The organism is Arthrobacter sp. CAN_A1, assembly GCF_015751665.1.
Lineage (GTDB): Bacteria > Actinomycetota > Actinomycetes > Actinomycetales > Micrococcaceae > Arthrobacter_D.
Window position 1 is genome coordinate 1 of record NZ_JADOUR010000030.1, and the last position, 4,179, is coordinate 4,179.

General features: G+C 59.3%; 4 protein-coding genes and 3 pseudogenes. 2 read left to right on the forward strand and 5 right to left on the reverse strand.

Annotation, left to right across the window (positions count from 1 at the left end; genetic code table 11):
* A pseudogene (locus tag IWX62_RS15955) lies at positions 1 to 138 on the forward strand (IS3 family transposase); the annotation flags it as partial.
* 42 nt (positions 139 to 180) lie between these two features.
* Here the strand turns inward: IWX62_RS15955 and IWX62_RS15960 are convergent.
* The 5 genes and pseudogenes from IWX62_RS15960 to IWX62_RS15985 form a co-directional block, all read right to left on the reverse strand.
* Positions 181 to 820 (reverse strand): annotated as a pseudogene (locus IWX62_RS15960) (IS3 family transposase); the annotation flags it as partial.
* Positions 819 to 1,324, reverse strand: a pseudogene (locus tag IWX62_RS16395) (IS3 family transposase); the annotation flags it as partial. The pseudogenes IWX62_RS16395 and IWX62_RS15960, both read right to left, overlap by 2 nt.
* Positions 1,325 to 1,330: 6 nt before the next feature.
* Positions 1,331 to 1,630, reverse strand: coding sequence for a hypothetical protein (locus IWX62_RS15975; protein ID WP_196842399.1), 300 nt, complete (start codon positions 1,628 to 1,630; stop codon positions 1,331 to 1,333).
* Positions 1,627 to 2,196: an ECF RNA polymerase sigma factor SigK gene (gene sigK, locus IWX62_RS15980; RefSeq protein WP_196842400.1), complete on the reverse strand. Its 570-nt coding sequence runs from the start codon at positions 2,194 to 2,196 to the stop codon at positions 1,627 to 1,629. The genes IWX62_RS15975 and sigK overlap by 4 nt, the downstream gene beginning before the upstream one ends.
* Positions 2,197 to 2,618: 422 nt before the next feature.
* A complete protein-coding gene (locus tag IWX62_RS15985; protein ID WP_196842401.1) occupies positions 2,619 to 3,236 on the reverse strand; it encodes a cupredoxin domain-containing protein in 618 nt (205 codons plus the stop codon).
* A gap of 322 nt (positions 3,237 to 3,558) precedes the next feature.
* On the opposite strand from IWX62_RS15985, the gene IWX62_RS15990 reads away from it, so the two are divergent.
* Complete coding sequence (locus IWX62_RS15990) at positions 3,559 to 3,906, forward strand: DUF3024 domain-containing protein (RefSeq protein ID WP_196842402.1); 348 nt, start codon at positions 3,559 to 3,561, stop codon at positions 3,904 to 3,906.
* Positions 3,907 to 4,179 lie beyond the last annotated feature (273 nt).

Sequence of the window (4,179 nt, forward strand, 5' to 3'; positions counted from 1 at the left end):
GGAAACGCGCCAGGAATTGCGGCTCGCGATCATCACCTGGATCGAACGCACCTACCACCGCCGACGCCGGCAGAAAGCCCTCGGTAAACTAACCCGATCGAGTTTGAGACAATCAACAACATGGTGCTAGCCGCCTAAGAAACTATCAACCCCACGAGTCAACCAAACCGTGGGCAGTCCCATCTTTGTCGTGTTCGCGGTATTGCTCAGGGCCCGTTCAACAAGGTCCACGCGCATGTGATCGTCGATGGCCCAGCCGACGACTTTCTTGGAATAGCAGTCGATGACCGTTGCCAAGTAGATGAAACCCTCCCATGTGTGGATATACGTGATGTCCCCGACAGACCTGATCCCCGGACGATCGGCGGTGAAGTCACGTCGGATTAGATCCGGCATGTCGGCTGCCGCGTGGGCATCGGCGGCTGTCGTGGTCCTGAAGGGCCGTGGTTGGTAGGGCACGAGGCCTTCCTGGCGCATGATCTGGCGTACAGCTCCGGGGAGCATTCGGTGTTCTCCGCCTGTAAGTCGGCGTGGAGCCTGCGGTACCCGTAGGTCCCTTCGGATGCGTCGAAGAAGTGGTGGATCCGGGCCGCTAGGGCAGTCCTGCGAGCTGCGGTGGCCGAGACCGGGCGAGAGCGCCAATGGTAGAAACCCGAACGGGAGACCTCCAACCAGGAGCACATGCTCAGCACCGCCGGTGTCTTCAGCACCGTCGAATCACAGGAGCCGTAGGAGTCGATGAATTCATACTTCGCCACTATCGTGGCTCCCTCGCGAAGTATGCGGCCGCTTTTTCTAGGTACGCGGCCTCAGCCTTGACGCCGACGGTGGATTACCGAGACGATGCCATTTGCTGAACACAGCCGCCAGATCCTTCGTTCACTCACCACTTGATCGGCGCCGGCGTTGATTTCATCGGCGATGAACCGGTACCCGAAGGCAGGGTCATCGCGGTGGTGATCGATGGCGGCGTTGATCAGATGGGCTTCCTCCCAGTCCCGGGCCGAGACGGGGTTCGCCGCCCACAGGTAGTAGGCCTGTCTGGAGAAGTTCAATACCCGGCAGGACACTGCCACAGGGACCCTGACCGGGGCGTCCTGGGCAGCTAATTCACGGACCAGCGGGTAGATCATTTTTTTGGGTTGATGTCCCTGGACAGGTACGCCACGGCACGGCGCATCACTTCCGCCTCTTGCTCTAGCAGCCGGATCCGCTTATTGGCCTCTCGGAGCTTCACGGAGTCATCGGACACGGCCTCGGAGTTCAGCCCGTCTTCGCGGTCGGCGATCTTCAGCCAGCGGTGCAAAGCCGCAGGCGAGACCCCCAATGACTATGACAGGTGGTCGTTGTCGGGGGAGCGTGTTGTGGGTAGGGCTCGGGTCTGGGCGAGGTGATCGTCGATGTTCTCGAGGTCGCGTATGGCTGCGCTGAGGAGTCGCTGCGTGTCAGGGGAGAGGTGCGTTGATGGATCGCAGCTTGACTCGGAGTTGACGCAAGTTTCCAGGAAGGTCAGAACGGTGTGAACCAGGTGGCGGCGGATTGCTTCTTGATTGGTAAGGCGCTGGGCCGGATCGTCTACGAAGCGGGTTCCTCCGATATTTTCCGCAGGGGAAAGCTTGAAGGCTTTCATGTGGGTTCGCCATAGTCTAGGCAGACGCGGAGGTGTTTGAGCCCTTCTCGGATTCTGGTTTTGATAGTTGGTAAGGGAATGGATAAGTGTTCAGCGACTTCGCGGTAGGTCAGCCCGTTGTAGTAGGCGAGATTGATTGCTTCTTGTTGGATGGGGGAGAGGCTCTTCAGGCAAGTGATGACGGATTGGGTTTCGGCTCTGGTGGTGACGGTTTCGGCTACGACGTCGTACTCCGGGGTGTGGTTTGTGATACCCCAGCGTGTTTGTCGGTTGATGGTGGCTTGTTCTGAGCGGACTTTATCCACGGCTTTGCGGTGGGTGATGGTCAGCAGCCATGCCAGGGGAGTGCCAAGGGTGGGGTTGTATTTGTGGGCATTTTTCCACACGATCACAAAGATTTCCTGCGTAGCGTCGTGGGCTATTTCAGCGTCGACGATGACCCGGCGGGCAAGACCATAGACCCGGCGCGAAGTGAGGTGGTAGAACGCGGTGAACGCATCCTGATCTCCTTGGCCCGCAAGGCGGAGAAGGCCAGCAAGGGTTTGGCTATCCGTTGTTTGGGTCACTGTACCGGTGGCTGAGTTTAGGTTTCGGCGATGTTGACGTAGCCGCTGTGCCTGTTCATGACGGTTCCCCTTGCGGTAGCTCGCCGTGCGGTCAGACGGGACTTTGGTGAACACTCAAGGGGGAACGGTAACCGAGGCCGCCCTCTGGGATAAAAGATACCCCATGGTGTGCGGGGGCCTGCAAGCTGGATACCAGCTCAGCGAAACTACCAGACAAGGAAGGATCTCGCGTGCGTTCGCCCACAGACGGAAAACCTCAAAGCTGGGGACTATATGGTCTTCGGCTGTCTTCTCCTCAGTGAGGGCTTGTGAGTGTTGCGCTTGGACAGACGACCGCCGCAGGAGCTGGGGGACTTCCGCGGCGGTCGTTTGGGCGAACTAACCGGGAGGAGTCAGCCCCCGGTCCGTTTAGGTAATGGGGTTTAGTTTTCGTCAGTCCGGCGGCGGACCGCGTAGGTTCCTCCGGCTGTTGCGGCCAGGACCAGCCCACCACCGAGAGCCAGCATGATCGGTACCTCGATTGGGTTTTGGCTCACCACACCGGTATCGGCACCGCCCTTAGGCACCGCACCCATCTGGTCCATCCCGTCGTTTCCTGCTGGCTCTGATTCAGCGACTTCGGGAGCCATGGTCGGTGTGGTGGGGGCTGGTGCCATGGCTTCAGCGCCGACGGTGAGGGTGCCGCGCATGTTGCCGTGGAATTTGCAGAAGAATCCGTAGCTTCCTGCCGTGTCAGGGGCGGTGAAGGTAGCGCTCGCCCCGCCGGGGATGGTGACATCGAAGGAGCCATCATCAGCGGTCACGGTGTGGGCTTCAGTGTCGTTGTTGGTGACGGTGATCTCCCCGCCGGGGTTGACGGTTCCGGGTCCTGTAAACGCGAAGTCATCGATGCTGATGGACATTGCTCCGGTGGTTATGGCTGGTACCGATTGGGTCACCGCGCCGGGAGCGGCCATGGCTACCCCGGCGGAACCGAGGCCAGCCCCTGCGATCAGGGCTGCGGTGAACGTGACGCTGAGAACTTTGTGTTTGGAAATCATGATGAGGCCCTCCGGCGAGGCATCTAGGGGGACAACTATCGGCCCCCAGTTGACCTGATAAGCCGTTGCCAAAACCTCAACCACGTGAGATTCGTCACCCACACCATGGTGGATGGGTTACCTACTAACGCCTGGCCAACGCTGGCGTCCCGGAAGAAGCTGGCGGTACCGGCACAACCGGTCAAGACCTGCATCCTGCAGCTGATTCATCCAGGGACCGTGGTGGAGGCCATCTGCGGTTTTCTGCGGCCACGGCGTTCTGACTTCGTCCCAAGTTTTCCTGAGTTTCCTGGGCAGGGGAGCTTCTGGGATTATCGAGGCTATGGTTTCTTCTGGATTGCCTGAGCTCGAGGTTGCTCGTGCGCGCCGTTGGTGTGCCGGACGGGTGCCTGCCAGATTCAGTACTGAGATGCGGGTGGAGTGCGACGTCGCTGCCCGTCACATCACCATTGTCGAATGCCGTCCACCGTGGGATGGGGATGGGCAAACGCAGTGGTCACGCTTCCCGATAGCTCGGATGTATTTCACGAAGAAGACAGGGCTGTGGACCTTGTACTGGCGTGACCGGAGTCTGAAATTCCATCAGTACCAATTCCTTGCTCCGAGTCCCAGCCTTCAAGTACTGCTCGACCATGTGGACGAAAGCGGAGACCCCATTTTCTGGGGATAACACTCAGCCACACTCGGAACCAGTATCAGCGGCCAGCCTCAGCGAGGGCAAACAGATAAAGGTGTTCACCAGGAAGCAACTAACTGATGCGTCAGCAAGATCTGGGTGTTATCGGCTTTGGTTACGTCCCGTGGGGTGGTGTAGTTTCCCGCGGTGAGCGCGTTGCTCCGGCGACGTAGTGAGCCATCGTGCGATGGTCAGTGAGTACCGATCAAAGTCACTCACAGAAAGACACAACACACGATGGCTCTAGACCAGTCTGCCCTGCTTGAC

Coding starts and splice junctions, on each gene's coding strand:
- IWX62_RS15975 (WP_196842399.1), bottom strand. CDS start 1,630: ATGAAAGCCTTCAAGCTTTCCCCTGCGGAAAATATCGGAGGAACCCGC.
- IWX62_RS15985 (WP_196842401.1), bottom strand. CDS start 3,236: ATGATTTCCAAACACAAAGTTCTCAGCGTCACGTTCACCGCAGCCCTG.
- IWX62_RS15990 (WP_196842402.1), top strand. CDS start 3,559: ATGGTTTCTTCTGGATTGCCTGAGCTCGAGGTTGCTCGTGCGCGCCGT.